At 64.6% G+C, this 16,759-nt stretch carries 10 protein-coding genes; 4 read left to right on the top strand and 6 right to left on the bottom strand.

The genetic code is table 11. The annotated features are described in order from the left end of the window. Positions 1-29 precede the first annotated feature (29 nt). Positions 30-1,874: a glycosyltransferase family 2 protein gene (locus DL891_RS00990; RefSeq protein ID WP_157962341.1), complete on the top strand. Its 1,845-nt coding sequence runs from the start codon at positions 30-32 to the stop codon at positions 1,872-1,874. Here DL891_RS00990 and DL891_RS00985 read toward each other — a convergent pair. Both DL891_RS00985 and DL891_RS00980 read right to left on the bottom strand, forming a co-directional pair. Further along, the gene (locus DL891_RS00985) at positions 1,871-2,569 is read right to left on the bottom strand and encodes a 2-C-methyl-D-erythritol 4-phosphate cytidylyltransferase (protein WP_111718548.1); all 699 of its coding nucleotides are present in this window, start codon (positions 2,567-2,569) and stop codon (positions 1,871-1,873) included. The two genes, DL891_RS00990 and DL891_RS00985, sit on opposite strands and share 4 nt — an antisense overlap. Positions 2,570-2,625: 56 nt before the next feature. Continuing rightward, a complete protein-coding gene (locus DL891_RS00980; RefSeq protein WP_111718547.1) occupies positions 2,626-3,414 on the bottom strand; it encodes an NAD-dependent epimerase/dehydratase family protein in 789 nt (262 codons plus the stop codon). Positions 3,415-3,479: 65 nt separating this feature from the next. Between DL891_RS00980 and galE the strand changes: the two genes are divergently transcribed. From galE to DL891_RS00965, 3 genes are all read left to right on the top strand, one after another. Beyond that, positions 3,480-4,448: a UDP-glucose 4-epimerase GalE gene (galE, locus tag DL891_RS00975; RefSeq protein WP_111718546.1), complete on the top strand. Its 969-nt coding sequence runs from the start codon at positions 3,480-3,482 to the stop codon at positions 4,446-4,448. A gap of 272 nt (positions 4,449-4,720) precedes the next feature. Further along, positions 4,721-7,084 (top strand): cell wall-binding repeat-containing protein, encoded by a 2,364-nt coding sequence (locus DL891_RS00970; RefSeq protein ID WP_111718545.1) that lies wholly within the window; start codon positions 4,721-4,723, stop codon positions 7,082-7,084. Between the two features lie 182 nt (positions 7,085-7,266). Next, a complete protein-coding gene (locus tag DL891_RS00965; RefSeq protein ID WP_111718544.1) occupies positions 7,267-9,942 on the top strand; it encodes a cell wall-binding repeat-containing protein in 2,676 nt (891 codons plus the stop codon). A gap of 25 nt (positions 9,943-9,967) precedes the next feature. On the opposite strand, the gene DL891_RS00960 is transcribed toward DL891_RS00965, so the two are convergent. The 4 genes from DL891_RS00960 to DL891_RS00945 are packed head-to-tail and all read right to left on the bottom strand — an operon-like array spanning position 9,968 to position 16,459. Further along, positions 9,968-11,116 (bottom strand): glycosyltransferase, encoded by a 1,149-nt coding sequence (locus DL891_RS00960; RefSeq protein WP_111718543.1) that lies wholly within the window; start codon positions 11,114-11,116, stop codon positions 9,968-9,970. After that, complete coding sequence (locus DL891_RS00955) at positions 11,113-12,408, bottom strand: nucleotide sugar dehydrogenase (RefSeq protein ID WP_111718542.1); 1,296 nt, start codon at positions 12,406-12,408, stop codon at positions 11,113-11,115. Before DL891_RS00955 ends, DL891_RS00960 begins: the two co-directional genes overlap by 4 nt. A gap of 47 nt (positions 12,409-12,455) precedes the next feature. Continuing rightward, positions 12,456-14,462, bottom strand: a complete 2,007-nt coding sequence (locus tag DL891_RS00950) for a DUF6541 family protein (RefSeq protein WP_111718541.1) — start codon at positions 14,460-14,462, stop codon at positions 12,456-12,458. Next, complete coding sequence (locus DL891_RS00945; RefSeq protein WP_111718540.1) at positions 14,459-16,459, bottom strand: DUF6541 family protein; 2,001 nt, start codon at positions 16,457-16,459, stop codon at positions 14,459-14,461. The genes DL891_RS00950 and DL891_RS00945 overlap by 4 nt, the downstream gene beginning before the upstream one ends. Positions 16,460-16,759: the final 300 nt, after the last annotated feature.

Genomic DNA, 16,759 nt, shown 5'->3' with positions numbered 1-16,759 from the left:
TGCCGAATGACTCTCGAGAACGGGCTGTAGTGATCAAAGTAAGTGTCATCGTTCCCACCTACCGATCCGGTGAGGGACTGCTTCGGGTAGTGCAATCGTTGCGCAATCAAACGCTGCCAGCCGACGAGTTCGAGGTCATCTTCATCGACGACGGATCGCCGGACGACACCTGGGAGCGATTGCAGCACGTTCGCGCCGAGCACTCGAATGTGAGCATCCAGCGCATCGAGAATTCTGGCTGGCCGAGCCGCCCACGCAATATCGGCATCGAATCGGCCCGCGGCGAATACGTGCTCTTCATGGATCACGATGACGAGTTGTACCCGGATGCCCTCCGAGCCGGCTACGAATTCGCGAAGCGAAACAAGGCCGACGTCTTGAACGGCAAAGAGGCACGAACCGATCATCCGAAGTGGGCGATCGGTGCCTATCCGGGCAATATCGACAATGTGCTCGACACCGACCGCGCTCTCCCTCTGACCCCGATGAATCCGCACAAGCTCTACCGTCGGGCGTTCCTCAATGAGCACGAGATTCGGTTCCCCGAAGGGCGCCGCGTGCTCTGGGAGGACATCTACTTCAACGTGGATGCGCAGCGTCACGCCCGGGTGATCAGTACCCTGGCGGACACCCCGTTCTATCACTGGGTGCAGACGGATGAGAACAACTCGTCGACATTCGCCACCGATCCCACCGAGTACTGGCGCAACATGCGCTGGCTCCTGGAGTACGTGGCCGAGAATCTCGACGGCAAGCAGCGAGACCAACTGTTGCACTCGCAGTACCTCAACAAGGTCTTGACGAAGGTCGGGCCCGGCTTCTTCGACGTTGACGACGACGCCCGGGAGGAGGTTCTCGAGCATGCTGAGGCAATCATCGACGAGTTGATCCCCGAGGAGTTCGACGCGAAACTCCCGATGACGCTCCGTGCCCGCGCCCATTTGCTTCGCAACCGCGAACACGAGTCGCTGAGGCACCTGGTCGAAGTCGACGCGGGTCTCACCGGGCTCAGCCACACCACTGACGTCGAATGGCGTGATGGCAAGTTGCACATCTGGTCGACTGCCAGGTGGCACACGCGCGGCGACCGCCGGCCGAGCCTGGTCGAGCACGGTGGCCGAATTCTGCGTGACCTGCCCGCAGCGGTTGAGGAGGGACTACCGGCTCACATGGTCGATGTGACCGACGAGGTGATGCGGGCCAGCTCGACGATCGGCCTGAGGTCAAGGGTGGAGCGAGTCACCTGGATGGTGCCCAGCACATGCGAGGTGGTGCTGAAGGCGCAGAACGGGGCGACGGAAGTAACCGTCGATGCGCACGCGACCCTCGATATCGACACAGCCATTTTCGGCAAGCCGCTCGAGGATGTGGTCTGGGAGTTCAACGCGCGCAACAACCTGTTCGGAACGGTGAACCAACGTGGCCTTCGCGCTCAGCGCGACGCCGACGTGGCGCTGATCAACGGCCGTGTCGCCATCGTCTACACCAGCAAACACGGAATGCTCACCCTCGACCTCGGGCAGAACGTGCGCAACGTCGTCAACTCGTCTCGGCCGCGCCTGGCCGACGCGCAGATCAAGCCCAGGTGGGGCTCCCGCTTCGAGGTATCCATTCCCCTGGACGGTGTCGCCGTGACCGGCGAGACGCGCATTCCGGGCCGGTTGAGGGTGGGCGATCGGTGGCACTCGCGGGTCGCCGTCGTAGGAGCAGACGGACAGGCGCGGTTGGAAGGTGTCGTACGCGCGAATCGGGGAACCCATCCGGTGACGCTGACCTTCGGCGGTCGCACAGTTGCCGCCAAGTTCCTGGCCACCGTCTCAACCGACGGCACGTTGACGTTCCACGAGCCGACTGAAGCTGTGACTCGGCCCTAGGCCTCCGCGCGCGCGACCCGGTCAGCGATTTTGCCGGCCACGAAGATATCCATCGGCGTGGTGATCTTGATGTTGTTGTCGTTTCCGAGAACGATCTTGACCGGGTGACCGGTGTATTCGGCAACAAGGTCGGCGTCGTCGCTCACCCGCTGGTACTCGTCGGCGAGTGCGCCCTGATAGGCACGGTCGAGCAGGTCACGCCGAAACACCTGCGGTGTCTGGCCGAGCCAACTGTGGGCGCGATCAAGTGAGCCGGTGATGAACTCGTCATCCGACACCTGCTTCACCTGCACCGTGCTCGGCAGGCCGAGCATGGCGGCACCGTGCTCGGCGCCGGCGGCGAGGGCGGCGTGGATGAGTTCGGCGGTGACGAACGGCCGCACACCGTCGTGCACCAGGATGAGGTCGCCGGATGTCGCGGCCAAACCCTTCATCGCCGACAGGTGCCGCTCCTCGGCCCCGTGCACGAGCGTCACGGGCAGGCCCGCATCCTCGATCAGGATCCTGCGGTATTCGCCCTCGAAGTCGGGGTCGATGGTGACGATGATTTCGTCGATTTCCGGGAGCACGAACTGACGCACCGTCTTCTCGATCACGGTCATGCCGCGCAGCGTCTCGAGCAGTTTGTTGCCGCCGAAACGAACACCCTTGCCCGCGCAGGTCACAATGGCTGAGACGCGTTGTGATTCGTACATGTGCTCAGTCTCCAATTCGGCTGAAAATCGTGGGGCATGCTACCTGCCGGATTGGATCAGGTGGGCAGTTCGAGGGTTGCGACGAAGTCGCGGATGGCCTCGAGCTCCTGCTCCTCGGTCATGAGGTAGTCGTGGGTCTGCCCGAACAGGTCGGCGTGTTTGGTGACCATGTTACGCGTATACATCTGCGCGAACCGTGACTGGGGTTCCCCGGGTACCTGGCCGCTCAGGTCGATGCCGAAACACTGGCTCGCGACCGTCTCGCTGGTCAGCGGGGGCGTGGCGATGTTGAGCGAGGTGAGGCCGGCATCCAGCGCGATTGTGATGTCACTCCACAGTCGGGTCAGGTCGTAGTACTGGAACCGGCCCTGGGGTCTGATGTGCTCCACCCGGTAGTTGTGGGCCAGGTCGTAGATGACGCCCTTCTTGAGCCCGGGGCCGAAGAGTTGGGGGAGCCGGATGATCGTGGTGTCGAAGGCCCGCTGAAACCGCTGTTCCAGGTGCAACCGGTTCGCACCATACGGCGGAAGGTTCTCGGTGCCGAGCGGGGTGTCTTCATCGGAGCGGTCGGATGCCTCGTACACGCAGACGGTGGAGATCAGCACCATCTTCGTGATCGACGCCTGTTCGACGAGCCCGGCAAGCGCGTCGAGTTCGGCGAGGTCGGCGGCCCCATTCTCGTTGATGCGGAACGAGTCGGCTCGGCCGGCCGCGCTCACCACAAGGTCGTATTCGCGACCGGCGATCTCCTGCAGGTTCGACGAGTTGTAGAGGTCGTCGAACGGCTGGTTCGCGGCGATGTTGGAGCCGACGAAGCCCGTGTGGCCGATGAGTGCGGTGCGCATTGCTCCATGTTAGCTGGAGGCCGCTTGGGAGCATCTGAACGCCAACTGCCCCGTACTCTTGACGCATGACAGTTTTGGTTGCCGGCGGTGCCGGGTACATCGGTGCGCACGTTGTTCGACTTCTGGCGCAACAGGGTCGGAACGTGGTGGTCGTCGACGACCTCACCACCGGTGACGCGTCCCGAATCGGGGATGCACCGCTGGTTCAGTTGGATATCGCCGCGGATTCGTCGCGCAAACCGCTCGCTGCGGTGATGCGCGAACACGAGGTCACGGCAGTGATCAACTTTGCCGCCAAGAAACAGGTCGGCGAGTCGGTGTCGAAGCCGGCCCGGTACTTTCAGCAGAACGTGGGCGGCCTGGCCAACTTGCTCGAGGCGATGGAGGAGACCGGCGTCGATCGCATGGTGGTCTCCTCGTCGGCGGCCGTGTACGGAATCCCTGCGCTGGAGCAGGTAGATGAGAGACAATTGCCGCAACCGATCAACCCGTACGGAGAGACCAAACTTGTTGGCGAATGGCTGGTGGCAGACGCCGCCACCGCGTGGGGATTGCGCGGTGCCAACCTGCGCTACTTCAACGTGGCCGGCGCGGGCTGGGACGATCTGGGCGACCCGGCAGCCCTCAACCTTGTAACGATGGTGTTCGAGAAGATGGATGCCGGGGCCGAACCACTGATCTTCGGCGACGACTATCCCACGCCCGACGGCACCTGCATCCGTGACTACGTGCACGTGCTCGACCTTGCCGAGGCGCACATTGCGGCCCTCGACTATCTCGACCGTGACGATCGGCCGCATTCGATCTTCAACGTGGGCACGGGGAGCGGCGCCAGCGTGGCCGACGTCATCCGTGAGATCGGTGTGGCCAGCGAAAAGGAACTCACGCCGATCGTCGTCGACCGGCGACCCGGCGACCCGGCCCAACTCATTGCCGACGTGAAACTGATAGCCGACGAACTCGGCTGGACGTCGAAATACGACCTGCCCGAGATCATCCGCTCGGCCTGGTCGGCCCACGTTTTCGCAGGCTGAAGAGCGATCTCTACATTGGCGGAGGGTCTCGCGCAGCGACCGTCTCGAACGGACGACCTGCCTGCACGCTATTTCCTCAACCCGCGGATTTGACGTGCCCCCTGCACACGGGGAGCGCAACCGGGTCTGATCTTCGGACACGCGGCGAGTAAGCGTCCCCAGCAAATGTGGCACTGTACGATGGCTCGATGTGCGAGTTCGCCACATCAGTGTTCGCCACATCAGTGTTCGCCAAATGATTTTCGGGACGGAGGTGAACGATGCGTCGAGGTATGCGCCGATTTCTGGCTGCCGTCGCCGCCGTCGGCATGCTGGCTGCCGGTCTGGTCGCTGTCGAAGCCACCGTCACCACGCCGCCCTCTGCTGAAGCTGCCGACCTCTCGAAGTTCGATCCGGGCAACATCATCAGCGACACCGTGTTCTTCAATCCGAGCACCATGACCGTCGCACAGATCCAGGCGTTCTTGAAGTCGAAGGTCTCGACCTGTCGCACCGGATACACCTGCCTCATCGATTACAAGCAGGACACACCGAACCGGCCGAAAGACCCGATGTGCGCCGGCTACACCGGCGCCAAGAACGAGTCGGCGGCCACCATCATCTACAAAGTGGCCAAGGCCTGCAACGTGAACCCCCAGGTCATCCTGGTCACGCTCCAGAAGGAGCAGGGATTCATCACCGATGATTGGCCGAGCGCCCGCATGTACCGCTCGGCGATGGGCTACGGATGCCCCGACACCGCCGACTGCGACATCAACTACTACGGATTCTTCAACCAGGTCTACACCGGCACGTGGGCCTTCCAGCGCTACACCATGCCGAAAGGTACCGGCCCCGGCACGGAATGGTACTCCACCTTCCGCCAGTACGCTCCCGGCAAGACCGTGAACGTGCGCTACCACCCTGATGCCTCCTGCGGCACCAAGGCGGTCAGGATCCAGAACGAGGCCACCAGCAGCCTCTACACCTATACCCCGTACACGCCGAATGCCGCGGCGCTGAACGCCGGCTATGGGTTGGGCAACGGATGCTCGGCCTATGGCAACCGCAACTTCTTCAACTACTTCGTCGACTGGTTCGGCTCGACGCAGGGGTACGCGGCCGATGCCAAGCTGAAGGCACTCTGGGATTCCACCGGCGGTTCCACCGGGTTGCTCGGCTACGCGACAAACGTGCCCGTCAAGTACTCCAACGGCGGCATCGGGCAGGAGTTCCAGCGCGGTTGGGCCTACTGGCACCAGAAGACCGGCGCCTACCGAACCTCCGGTGCGATCGGCCATAGCTACATCGGGCTCGGTGGCCCCACCGGCACGCTCGGCTACCCGGTCGGTGACATGGTGAATGACGGCAAGGGCGGCTACAGCCAGAAGTTCCAGAATGGTGCGATCTTCTGGAGTTCAGCACGAGGCACCCAACACTCCTCCGGCGGGATCTACTCGCTCTATGCGGCTCTGGGCGGTGCGGGCGGCACGCTCGGCTATCCCGCGGCGGGCATGCAACCGGAACCGGGCGGGTACAGTCAGGTCTTCGAGAGCGGCGCAATCTTCTGGTCAAGTGCGACCGGCGCGGTCAGCGTACCGAAAGTCGCGCTGTCTGCCTATGCCGATGCTGGGGGACCGGGCGGCAAGCTCGGCTTTCCGCTGGCTGAACCGATCACCGCCGCGGGCGGGCAGATTCGATCCGAGTTCGAGAAGGGCACCATCAGCTGGTCGTCGACCACGCAACCGAAGGTGGTCATGCGTGCTGCCCTCAAGACCGACCGGATCTCCGGCGATGACCGCTACTGGACCGCAGTGGCGATCTCCAAGTCCGGCTACCCGAAGACCGCCAACGTGGTCTACGTGACCACGGGGAACGACTATCCGGACGCCCTGGCCGCAGCCCCGGCGGCCGCCAAGCAGGGCGGTCCTCTGCTTCTGACCATCCCCAACCGCCTGCCCGACGTGGTCAAGAACGAGATCAAACGCCTCCAGCCCAAGAGTATTGTCGTCGTGGGTGGAACCTCTGCGGTTTCCAACTCGGTGATGGACGTGCTCAAAACGATCGCACCAACGAAGCGACTGGGCGGGACCGACCGGTTCGACACTGCCCGCAAGGTCATCTCCAACGCCTTCCCGTCGGCCGAGACCGCCTATCTGGCGACGGGGATGGACTTCCCAGATGCGCTTTCGGCATCGGCCGCAGCGGGTGCGATCAAGGCGCCGGTGATGCTCGTGGACGGCCGCAAGAATGCCATTGATGCGCCCACCAAGGCGTTGCTCACAAAGCTTGGGGTGACCCGCACGATCATCGCCGGGGGCACCGGAGTGGTGACTTCGGGCATCCAGACTTCACTGAAAGCGTTCAATCCCGCTCGTCGGGCCGGCGCCGACAGGTACGAAACGAGCCGGCTGATCAACAAGGCCGCGTTCCCGACGACCGCACGCGCCTACGTGGCCTCGGCAAGCCAGTTCCCCGATGCCCTCACCGGAGCGGCCCTGGCCGGGGCGCAGAACGCCCCCGTGTACGTCGTGGCCAAGAACTGCCTGGCTCCCCAGGTTCTCTTCGACATCACCGTGTCGAGCGCGACACGCGTTTCACTGCTCGGAGGCCCGGGTGTACTCACGGCAGACGTCAGCCGGCTCAACACCTGCTGACGTTCCAACGGAATGCACCGCCGCCTCCGGGTGAACTCCAACTGGGTGCTCAGGGGCAGATGGCCCGCCTTTTGGGTGGGAGGGTGAACTGTACTCTGTCGGGGCTTCCTGCTAATAATTGAGGTTCACTTAACTTCACACACCGCGGCAGTGCCGTTGCTCAATGTAGAGGAATCCCCAGAATGGCTCTGACCGATCGCACTGACTCCGTCTGCCGTTTTCGAAGACTGTCTGTGTCGGCCGCCGCGATCTTCGCGGTGCTGGCGGGCGCGGTCTCGGCGCCCGCCGCATTCGCGGAAGGTCCAGAACTCGCCGAATCGGTCGAGGCGGGAATCGACTCCGATGTGAGTCTTGAAGTAGAGGACGCCGATCCTGCTGACGAGGGCGAGCAGTCGGAGCAGCCGGCTGTGATCGAACTCGAATCCACAGTCGGTGAAGGGGAGGCCCTGTTGCGCATCGATGGCACCTTCGCTGTGATTCCCGTCGAAGCCCCGCGGTTCGACCCGGCGACTTTTGGCCAGCCGGGCGAGCAACCAGATTCCGACTTTCTGTATCTGGTGTTCACCACGACCGGTGAAACCGTGCGGGTCACCGGCGACATCGACCCTGTTATACAGACCGGCAGCCACGTGACCGGAACTGTCACCGTCCCTGCTGCGGTTCTTGGGGAGCTTTCGACGGAGCAGCAGGACGCGGTTGGCCAATCCGCCCAGAAGTCGGTCGTTCTCGACTCGGAGACAAGCGCTGCCGTGTTCGAGGCGTCGTCTGGTCTGGAGTCGGAATTTCCGCTGGCCTCGGCCAGATTCGAAGCCGGGGTTGCTGCTGCAAATGCCGTTAAGAAACACACTGTCGACGTGGCTATCGTCACTCCCGCTGGCGAGGCCACAGGGCAGATTCTCACCGCAGCTGGGGCGAAGACGCTGTTCGGCAAGCTCAGCACCTACTGGAACGGGCAGTCGAACGGAAGCATTTCGAGCATCGCCGTCGGCACGGTCAAGACCTACACGTCTGAACGCGGCACGTATTCTGGCGGGTGCAGTCCAGATGGCTTCCTCTGGAACGAGGCGCTGAAGAAGTTCGGCAAGTACAACACTCCCGAGTACTACTTGGCGCAGACCAGCTCACGGCACCTTGCGGTGTTCAGCCCCACCTATTGCGAGGACGTGGTCGACTTCTCCGGGCTGGCCTCAATCGGGTCCGAGTCGACCAGCGGCGGCGTGCTCTGGGTTGCCGCTCAGGGCGGTGCGAACAACGAGTTGACTACCCACGAGTTCGGGCACAATCTCAGCCTGAACCACTCAAATGTGCACAACTGTGTGGGGGGCAAGGTCGTCGATGGGGCGTACAACTCGAAGACGAACACGTTCTCCAGCGACTGTGACGACTACAGCTACATGGATCTCTATGACGTCATGGGTTTCAGCGGTGTCAACGACGCCGACACGGCGAACGCGTTGAACGCGACCCACAAGGCCCGCCTGGGCTTCTACCGCGCAGGCGAACTCAAGTCGGTCACCCTCCCCAAGACCGGCGCTGTTGGGAAGGTGAAGGTCACACTGGAACCGGCCTCGGCGACCGAGGGTCTGCGCGGCATCCGCATCACCGACCCGAAGACCGGTGAGAAGTACTACGTCGAATACCGCGGTGGCACAGGGCTGGACAAGAATGCCTTCTACACCATCGATGAACCACTGTGGATGCCTCGGCCTTACGCCAGCTGGCTCGGCACCGGAGTGCGAGTCTTGAAAGTACGCACCGACGTCGACGAAGACGCTACTTCGAAGGCGATCGACGGCACCAGCGCGGTGCTGAGAGCCCCGGAGCCTGCTGCCGACGAACCCCGCGCGATCGCCATGATCGCGGGGGAGAGCCTCTCCGGGCGGGGTGGTGGAGTGAACGTCAAGGTCGCCTCCATTGCGAGCGGCAAGGCCACCGTCGAGATCACGCTGAAGGGTTTTGGCAGCAGCGTCACCTCGATCGACCGGATCCAGGGCGACGACCGCTATGCCACCGCCGCGAATATCTCCAAGTACGGCTTCACGACCGCCAAAGTCGTCTACGTAGCGACCGGCCAGGACTACCCGGATGCACTTTCGGCGGCCCCGGCTGCCGCAGCAAAGGGTGCGCCACTGCTCCTGACGATGACCAAGACGCTTCCCGCCGTGGTGAAAGCGGAGATCAAGCGCCTGAAACCATCGCAGATCGTCGTGGTCGGCGGTACAGGCGCTGTTTCGAAGGCCGTCGAGAACGAGTTGAAGAAATTGGCCACGGTGAAGCGGATCGCCGGCAAAGACCGGTTCGACACGTCGCGCAAGGTGAGCAGTGAAGCATTCCCGTCGGCGTCTGCTGCCTATCTGGCGACCGGGTTCAACTATCCGGACGCCTTGTCGGCATCGGCGGCCGGTGGGGCGAAGAAGGCCCCGGTCATCCTCGTTGACGGGCGCACGGGCAAGAAGCTCGACTCCGCGACGGCGGCGCTGCTGAAGAAGGTGAAGCCGAAGAGTGTCTTCATCGCGGGCGGCACCGGCGCGGTCAACTCGACCTTCGAGGCGTCGCTCACGAGTTACACGGTGACGCGGTTCGCCGGAACGGATCGTTTCGACACCAGCCAGAAGATCAACAAGCACGCCTTCCCGAAGGCGGAGCGCACGTTCCTGGCCACGGGGATGCAGTTCCCCGACGCGCTTGCCGGGGCGGCACTGGCCGGCAAGACCAAGGCGCCGCTCTACGTGGTCATGCCGAAGTGCGTGCCGGACGGAATCCTGAAGGACATCCACTCCTCAGGGTCGAAAAAGGTCACCCTGCTGGGAGGCACCGGGGCGCTTTCCGGAACGGTGGCGAAGCTGGGTCGCTGCTGATCTTCGGTCGTGCTGTCTTCGGGCTTCAGCCCAGCACGTCGCGGTAGTGGTCGACCAGTTGGGTGCAGCTGAGCGCAAGGCTGCGTTCCGTCAGCACGAATTCGCGCGCGGCCGTTCGCATCGCGATGTATTCCGTTGTCGGCATGGCCAGAACCTGGCCGATGGCAAACTGCAGCGCGGCAGTGTCTTTCTCCGGAACAGCAACACCGGTCACGTCTTTGCGGAACATCTCCGTGGTGCCCCCACTGTCATAGGCGACGACCGGGGTTCCGCAGGCCTGCGCCTCAAGAAGAACGAGCCCGGCCGACTCCCGTTGGCCGCGGGTCTCCTGGGTCGGCAGCACGAAGACCGTCGCTGTGCGCATCAACTCGCGCACCGCCTCGCGGTCGATCGAACCGGTGAACGACACGTGTGGTTGATCTTCCGTGCTCGACCGCAGTTCTTTCTCAAGAGGCCCCTCCCCGACCAGAACCAGCCGATGGGGCACCGTGTCGACGAGGCCGACGGATGCCCGCACCAGGTCGCGCGCCCCTTTCAGCACGCTCAGGGCGCCGACGAACAAGACCAGCGGCAGTTCAGAATCTGCGCAACTGTGTGCTTCTGCCCCGGGCGCGGCTGGGGTGAAGTAGTCGGCATCCACCCCCAAATAATGTACCTCGAGCCGAGACGGGTCGAATCCGGCGCGCACCGCACGGCCGGCGAGGTACTCGCTCACCGCCAAGACGCGGGTGCTTGCCGTTCGGGCAGCGGCCACATTGCGCTGGTGCCATCGCTCCATTGCGGTGTGGGGGGTGCGGAGGGCCGCCGCCACATCGGCGCCGTGCACGGTGGTGATCAGCGGGGTGCCGCTTGATCGCGCGGCTTTGACCGCGGCCAGAGACCACGTCGCGAAATGCAGGTGGATCACGTCGGGCGTGTACCGCACGATCTGCCGGGTGAGCCGCGGCATGAATGCGGGCATGAGCAGCTCCCGCTGACGAAAGGACATGCGGCTGAACGGCCAGCGCTCGTGCGGCACCGATTGCTGCACCGGCACGCTCACACGAGGGTCGTCGATGCGGGCGATCATGGTGAACATGCTGAACTCGTGCTCGGCCTTGAGCCGCTCCGCGTGGCTCAGGGTGAAGTAGGTCGGCGGAAGGACCAACCTGCTCTCGGTGAGCGCGATTCTCACGAATATGACCGGCCGATGACCCGGTGGGTGACGCCGGGCCAGGCCGCGGGGTCGGTCACCCTGCGGCCGTCGACGAGAGTGCGGATGCCCGGCAGGTCGGCCGATGTGAGGCGGCGGTACTCGACGTGGTCGGCCTGCACCACCGCAGCGTCGACCGGTTCGCCCAGATGGTAGGGGGTGAACCCGAGCCGGCCCAGTTCGTCATCTGAGTAGAGCGGATCGTGCACGCTGACGATCGCGCCGCGGGATTCGAGGGCGGTGACCGCCTGGAACACCCCGGAGAAGGCCGTTTCCTTCACCCCGCCCCGGTATGCGGCGCCGAGCACGACCACCCTCTGCCCGTCGAGGGTGCCGTGGGCTCCCTCGAGCAGGCCGACCGTGTAGTCGGGCATACCCGCGTTCGCCTCGCGGGCAGCCCGCACCACGGTCGCGGCCGGGTCGTTCCACAGGTACAGCCTGGGGTAGACCGGAATGCAATGCCCGCCGACCGCGATTCCCGGCTGGTGGATGTGGCTGTAGGGCTGCGAGTTGGAGGCCTCGATCACCTGGTAGATGTCGATTCCAGCGCTGGCCGCATAGCGGGCGAACTGGTTCGCGAGTCCGATGTTCACATCCCGGTAGGTGGTCTCGGCGAGTTTGGCGAGTTCGGATGCCTCCGCCGAGCCGAGATCCCACACCCCGTTTCCGCGAGCCAGGTCGGGCCGATCGTCGAAGTCGAGAACTGCGTTGTAGAACTCCACCGCCCGGGCGGCACCGGCTTCTGACAGGCCGCCGACAAGTTTCGGGTACTTGCGCAGATCTTCGAAAACGCGTCCGGTCAGCACACGCTCGGGTGAGAAGACCAGATGGAAATCCTTCCCCTCGGCCAGGCCGGAGACCTCCTCGATCAGAGGCTTCCATCGTGTGCGCGTGGTGCCGACCGGCAGGGTCGTCTCGTAGGCGACGAGAGTGTCGGCGGTCAGGTGTTCGGCCAGCGACCGTGTGGCGGCATCCATCCAGCCGAAGTCGGGTTGAGCCTCCTGGTCGACGAACAGCGGCACCACCAGCACCACCGCATCGGCTCCGGGAATGGCATCCGCGTAGTCGGTGGTTGCCCGCAGCCGCCCGGCCGGCACCAGGGCCGACAGCTTCTCCTGCAGGTGGGCCTCGCCGGGGAACGGCTCCGTGCCGGCATTCACCTGGTCGACCGTGTGCTGGTTCACATCGACGCCGACGACCTCATGTCCTTTGTCTGCGAACTGCACGGCCAGCGGCAGGCCGATCTTCCCGAGGGCGATGACGGCGATCTTCATGGGGGTGCGACCTTTGCGGATTGTCGTGGGCGATTGGCGGAATGTTCTTACGGCTTCAGACCGCAGGCGGTGATCTGATAGAGCGCGGCGTCACCGTGGCGGGCTACGAGGGTGACGGCATCCGACGCGGCGATGTCGTCGAAACCCGGATACAGGGTCGTGCGTTCATCATGCGGATGCAGCATCCTCGTGCCAAAGTCTAGAACGTAGCCGACGCCCTCGTCACGAAGTGCCTGGCAGATGGGTGCCTGCGACGGTGTGACGGGGGTCACCGTGTTCAAGTCGTCGGCGATCTCCCAACGTTCGGCACTCCAGGTTCCGGAGACATGGGGGAACAAGACCTTTCGGTTGGCGTAGGCGTAGGCCAGCCCGCTTCCGTTCCACGGGTTGCCGGCGATCACCGCGTCTGGCGGGGTCAACCGGGCCGCATCGGCGAAGACGGCTATCTCATCGGGGGAGACCACCACCGATTCGTCGCTGAGCGTGTACTTGACCTTGAGCTCCTTCACCGCAGCACGAATGGGTGCATCCTGAGTGGAGGGGACCAACAGCACCAGCACCAGCGCGGCGATGGTGGTGGCCGCGATGCTGCGGTTTCGTGGCTGGGTGAGCGACACGAACCGGGGGCCAGCGTTCTCCAACGCGCCTTGGAGCCAACGAATCACGGTGAGACCGCCGAGCGCGGCCAACGGGAGCGCTATCAGCGGGAGCAGTGCTGCGAAGCGCCTCATGTCGTTGAACCAGAGACCCACGAGAGCGGTGCGGGTCTCACCGAGTGGCCCCGCCGATGCCACGACGTAGAGGAACGTGATCAGCGCCCACGCGAACACGAGCCACAGGTGGCGGCGGGTCCTCAACGCGACAAACATGCCGATGACCATCAGGGCGCTCACAACGAAGGAGGCCGGCCGCTCGACCGTCCCGTTCATGATCGCCTCGCCGATCGCCTGCGCGATGGTCTGGTTCGGCTTCCAGCGGCTGTCGGTGGTGCCGTTGGTGCGCCACGCGTAGATGCAGGCCGCCGTCACCAGAAGGGTGAGGGCAACCGCGACCGTGCCTCGTAGCGCCAGACGATCCTGGGCGTGCAGCCGACGCAGATACTCCACCACGGCCTGCACGACGAGAGGCGCGGCGATCACCATCAATCCGAAGATGGCTTCGGGGTGCGCAGCTCCGATTCCGATCAACGTCCAGGTGAACAGGATCCAGCGGGCGGGAGGCTCGAGGTCGGGGGCGTTCGCCTTGCCGAGTGCAGACAGCAGAAGCCCGATCGCGATCGGGGAGAGAGCAATCGCCAGCAGATAGGGGTAGAGGACGCCGTACTGCACCAGCAGCAACGGAAACGCGGCAAACGCGGCAGCCAACACCCCGGTGATCAGCAGGGCGAGTCGGCTCGGCCCGAACAGTTGCCGGGCCAGATACACGCTGGACACCGGCCAGATCACACACGCGATGACAAACGACATCGTGTTGGCGGCAACGACGATCGGGGCGCCCGTGAGCTGCACCACGAGAGCGGTCAAGCCATGCCACGCGGCGGGATAGAAGGCCACGGCTGACGCGGGTGTGCTGAGATTCAGCGCGAGAGTGGACGCGTTGCCGGTGTTCAGAACCTGCTGTACCGCGTTCAGGTGGAAGATGGCGTCGTATGTCTGAGAAGGCCAGTCGGGCATGCCGATGCCGGCCTTCAGCGGAATGGCGATGAGCACAGCGCCGATTCCGGCGGCGACCAGCGCGACCAGGAACAGCGGGCCCCAATCGGTGCGCCGGGTTGCCCGGTCATCTGCCGGGTAGGCGCGCAGCCAAAAGCGGCGCAGCCCGAACCCGACCACGGCCACCGGAATCGAAACGGTGAACGGTGCGGCCACCTGCCAGGAGAATCCGACCAGTGGCCCGATCACTCCGGCCACGACAGACGAAGAGACCGAAGCGGCGATGCTCAGCGCGACGAACGAGATCCCACGTGCCCCCACAGCCCACGCGATCGGCACACCGGGAAGGACGACCAGCGTCACGGCGGTGAGAAATGCGGGGACCGCCGCGAACCAACTCATTCGTCACTCCCCGATGTGCCCAGGCCGCACGCGGTCACCCGGTACAGTTTCGCCTTGCCCTGCTCGGCGACCAGGGTGACCGCATCCGACTTCTTCAACGAACTGAAGCCCGGAAACTTCTCGGCGCGTGGGTCGTTCTTGAACAGCTTCCTGCCCCCGAAGTCGAGCACGTGGGTGATCCCGTAACTGTGGACGGCCTCGCAGACCTCGGCGGTCGCCGACGTCAAGCCTTCCGCCAGCAACCACTGCTCGTCGCTCCATTCGCCGCTGAGGTGGGGGAAGAGGGCGGGGCGACCGGTGTAGGCGTAGACCAGGGCGCTGCCGTTCCACGGGTTGCCGGCGATCACCGCATCGGGTGGCGTCTCGCGGGCGACGATCTCGAAGATGGCCACCTCGTCAGGGCTGAGCACGTGCGACTTCTCAGAGAACCGGTACTGCGCGGCCATCTTGTGTTCCACCGCGGGAACAGCGCCGGTCTGTGTGGCGGGGATCAGGATGCCGGCGGCCAGGGCGGTGATCGCGACGGCGGCCCAGGCGCGCAATGGGCGGCCCGCGACCTCGCGATCCAGGCCAGGTGTGCGCGCGGTTCGGACGCGCCGTTGCGCCCATCGGATGAGCGCAGTCGTTCCGAGCACGGCCAGCGGCAGGGCCATGATCGGGATCAGCCCGGCCAGTCGTTGGGTGTTGTTGTACCAGATCCCGGTGAAGGCGTTGCGGAGGACACCGGGTGGCCAGGCGGCGACCATCACGTAGAGAAAGACCAGGATCAGCCAGGAGAACACCATCCAGCGGTGGCGCTCCACAACGAGCGCGACAACGATGCCGAGCAGCATGAGCGCGCTCACCGCGAAAGCCGCGGGCCGTACCAGGGGCACGTTCAGCACCGCCTCCCCGGCGGCCTTGATCACCGTGAGGTGGGGCAGCCACGAGTTGTCTGAGGTTGCCGTGTTCAACCAGATCAGGGCGCCTCCGGCATACGCGGCGGTGAAGCCGAAGATCGTGGCGATGCCGACAGTGCGCATCCGTCCCTCGGCGCGAACCCTGCCGAGATGACGCACCAGTGCCTGTACCGACAGTGGCAGAGACAGTGCGATCAGTGCGAACAGGATAGAGGGGTGCGCCAGAGTCGCTCCGGGCACCACCCAGGCGAGCGCCAGCCAGCGCCCCGGAGTCTCCATGCCGACACCCCGGGCCATGCCGAGTGCCGACACCAGCAGGCCGAGCAGGATCGGAGCGAGTGCCACCGCCAGCAGGTAGGGATAGAGCACACCGTAGGCGGAGAGGTAGAGCGGGAACGACACGAAGGCTGCGGCGAGAATCCCGGTGATGAGGATCGGCAACTTCTGCGCACCGAATAGTTGGCGGGCCACGAAGATGCTCGCGCCGGGCCAGATCACACAGGAGATGACGAAAGTCATCACGTTCGCGGCGACCACGATCGGCACACCGGTCAACTGCACGACGAGGGCGGTGATGCCGTGCCACGCGGCCGGGTAGAAGCTGCCCTCCGCCGACGTGAGGCCGAGCGTCAGCGATGAGGCGTTGCCCGTGTCGAGTATCAGGCGCACGGCGTTCAGGTGGAACACTCCGTCGTAGGTCTGGGTCGGGTGTTCGGGCAAGACCATCCAGCGCACCAGCACGCCCCCGATCAGCACCGCGGGGATGGCGACGGCCCCGAGCGCTGTGACCAGCAGCGGCCAGCGGTCGCGAACGAGCGCCGGCTCAGGGGGCACGAATCGTCTGCGCCACCATCGGCGCAACCCGAACCCGGTTGCGGCCACCGGGAGTGATACGAGGAACGGCAGCCAGGCCTGCCACGGCAGATTCAGCCAGGGGGCGATGATGGCCGCAACCGCCGTGGCGGTGACCGAGCCACCGATGCTGATCCCGACGAAAGTGACCCCTCGGGCCCCGAGCGCCCAGGCCACCGGTACCCCGGGCAGAACCACGAGAGTGAGCGCGATGAGGAAGGTCGGAACGACGTCGAGCCAGCTCACCGCGCAGCCTGCCGGGCGGCGCCTGGGGCGGCATCCGCTCGCGTCATGGGTCTGGTTCTCATCTGTGTGGGGTGGCCCTCATGCCATGGGGTGTGCCCACCGGGAACGGTGGCGGCGTCATGTGATCAGTTCAGGGTACCCGAGGTGGATGGCTGAACCCCGGCAATTGACTGAAGGAACCGCGTGATACTGCATGAAGCCTCTCGATTGTCTGCCCCACGAACGGGGGGTCGCGGTGTTTCACAATAATCCGCTAAGAATGGGCAACCGTTTTCTTCAGTGGCACTGCAGTGATACCCG

The organism is Homoserinimonas sp. OAct 916, from assembly GCF_003260275.1.
GTDB lineage: Bacteria > Actinomycetota > Actinomycetes > Actinomycetales > Microbacteriaceae > OACT-916.
This window is presented reverse-complemented; position numbering and strand designations above follow the sequence as displayed.

Coding starts and splice junctions, on each gene's coding strand:
- DL891_RS00950 (WP_111718541.1), bottom strand. CDS start 14,462: ATGAGTTGGTTCGCGGCGGTCCCCGCATTTCTCACCGCCGTGACGCTG.
- DL891_RS00955 (WP_111718542.1), bottom strand. CDS start 12,408: ATGAAGATCGCCGTCATCGCCCTCGGGAAGATCGGCCTGCCGCTGGCC.
- DL891_RS00970 (WP_111718545.1), top strand. CDS start 4,721: ATGCGCCGATTTCTGGCTGCCGTCGCCGCCGTCGGCATGCTGGCTGCC.
- DL891_RS00985 (WP_111718548.1), bottom strand. CDS start 2,569: ATGTACGAATCACAACGCGTCTCAGCCATTGTGACCTGCGCGGGCAAG.
- DL891_RS00980 (WP_111718547.1), bottom strand. CDS start 3,414: ATGCGCACCGCACTCATCGGCCACACGGGCTTCGTCGGCTCCAACATC.
- galE (WP_111718546.1), top strand. CDS start 3,480: ATGACAGTTTTGGTTGCCGGCGGTGCCGGGTACATCGGTGCGCACGTT.
- DL891_RS00965 (WP_111718544.1), top strand. CDS start 7,267: ATGGCTCTGACCGATCGCACTGACTCCGTCTGCCGTTTTCGAAGACTG.